Here is a 797-nt window from a genome sequence, read left to right as displayed (position 1 = left end):
GTTCCGCCGAGCGGCCCCTCGGGCCGCCCGGGCGGCGGTTCGACCGACGGTCGCCCTTTTTCATCGGCCTCACCGCATCCGCCGGAGTGGCGGTGACTTACGGTGCCGTTCAAGTTCTTTCGTCGCTGTCCTCGATCCTGGTGGTCATCGGGGTCGCGTTCTTCCTGGCGCTCGGGCTGGAACCGTTGGTCTCCTGGCTTGTCAAGCACGGGCTGCGTCGCCCGCTGGCCACGGGCCTGGTCTTTGTCGTCTTCCTGGCATTGATGGGCGCTTTCGTCGCTGCGGCGATTCCGCCGCTGGCACAACAGGCCAATGAACTGATCCGGCAGGCACCGCTGTACCTTCAGCAGGCGCAGGACAATTCGTCGACGATCGGACGGCTCAACGACCGATTCCACTTGCAGCAGCGAATCACCGATATGATCAACGGCGCAGACGGATCAGCCTTCAACGGGGTGGTCAGCGCCGGCACCGCGGTATTCGAGGTGCTCGCCGACACGCTCATCGCCATCATCTTGACGCTGTACTTCCTCGCCGATATGCCGCGCATGAGAACCGCCATGTACCGGCTGGTGCCGCACACCAGGCGGCCGCGGGCCATCCTCATCGGTGACGAGGTCTTCGCGAAAGTCGGCTCGTATGTGTTGGGAAATGTGTTGATCTCGGTGATCACCGGTGTGGTGACGCTCATCTGGCTGGCGATATTCGACGTGCCCTACCCGTTGTTACTGGCAATCTTCGTCGCGATCCTCGATCTCGTTCCCGTCGTGGGATCGACCATAGCCGGCGTCGTCGTC

The 797-nt window shown here is 63.1% G+C and carries 1 protein-coding gene; it reads left to right on the top strand.

Annotated elements, in window-relative coordinates:
- Positions 1-92 precede the first annotated feature (92 nt).
- The coding region (locus H7J86_RS00020) for an AI-2E family transporter (protein ID WP_267288591.1) at positions 93-797 on the top strand (705 nt) is incomplete at its 3' end.

This window comes from Mycobacterium hackensackense, assembly GCF_025822555.1.
GTDB lineage: Bacteria > Actinomycetota > Actinomycetes > Mycobacteriales > Mycobacteriaceae > Mycobacterium > Mycobacterium fluoranthenivorans.
The sequence above is the reverse complement of the archived record's forward strand: the minus strand, read 5'-3'. Positions and strand labels throughout refer to the sequence as shown.